Source organism: Actinomyces sp. S6-Spd3, assembly GCF_000758755.1.
In the GTDB taxonomy this organism is placed as follows: Bacteria; Actinomycetota; Actinomycetes; order Actinomycetales; family Actinomycetaceae; genus Pauljensenia.
Genome location: NZ_JRMV01000216.1, coordinates 1 through 964, shown reverse-complemented (window position 1 = coordinate 964; position 964 = coordinate 1). Strand labels below are relative to the sequence as shown.

The 964-nt window shown below is 55.6% G+C and carries 2 protein-coding genes; both read left to right on the top strand.

Annotation, left to right across the window (positions count from 1 at the left end):
* Positions 1-344 (top strand): glycine betaine ABC transporter substrate-binding protein (locus HMPREF1627_RS01820; RefSeq protein WP_034500618.1); only part of this gene is annotated, 344 nt, incomplete at its 5' end.
* Between the two features lie 145 nt (positions 345-489).
* A partial coding sequence (locus HMPREF1627_RS01815) for an Nramp family divalent metal transporter (RefSeq protein ID WP_234305199.1) occupies positions 490-964 on the top strand: 475 nt, incomplete at its 3' end.

The following is a 964-nucleotide window of genomic DNA, read 5'->3' as shown; positions in this document are numbered from 1 at the left end:
ATTACGGTGTGGATGTTGATTTCGCACCGATTGAGGACAAGGGCGGCCCGTTGACGGTGAAGGCGCTACTTGATGGTGACGTGCAGTTGGCGAATATTTTCTCGGCCAGCCCGGATATTAAGGTGAATGATCTTGTGGTTTTGGACGATCCGCAGGGCATGTTCCTCTCGTCGCACGTGGTGCCGCTAACGGTGTCTGATCTTGATCCGAAGGCTGTCGAGGTGCTTAACAAGGTGCAGGCAAAGCTCACTGCCGATGGTTTGCTGGATCTGAATGTGCGTTCGTCGCAGGATCAGGAGTCCGCTGATGTGATCGCTCGCGAATGGATTGAGCAAAACCTGTAGATAAGGGCATTTAACGCTTTGTGCGGCCTTACCACTTGAGGATTTCGGTTAGCCGAAATACGATGAGGGTTATTCGTTAGGCTTCGGGTGGGAAGAGGTCGCTGTGGCGCCCGCTAAGAAAGTTCGCAAGCACAGGCTTTGGCCCATGTTGGGGCCGGCTTTTGTTGCCGCTGTCGCCTATGTTGACCCCGGTAACGTGGCTGCGAATATCTCGGCGGGCGCTACGTATTCCTACATGCTGGTGTGGGTGCTGGTGCTCGCGAATCTGATGGCTGTGCTGGTGCAGTATCAGAGTGCTAAGCTCGGCCTGGTTACCGGTCGCTCACTGCCTGAGATTCTGGGCGATCGTCTACCCAAACGGCGCCGCATCGCGTTTTGGATGCAGGCCGAAACGATTGCTGCAGCCACTGATCTGGCGGAGATAATTGGCGGCGCTATCGCATTGCAGTTGCTGTTCGATTTGCCGCTGATTGTGGGCGGTTTGATTGTGGGCGCCGTGTCGATGTCGTTGCTGATTTTCCAAAATGCGCAGCGCCAGCGCCAGTTCGAGGCCATCGTGGTTGCCTTGCTGGTAGTTATCACCGGCGGTTTCTTAGCGGGGTTGTTTATAGAGCCGCCCT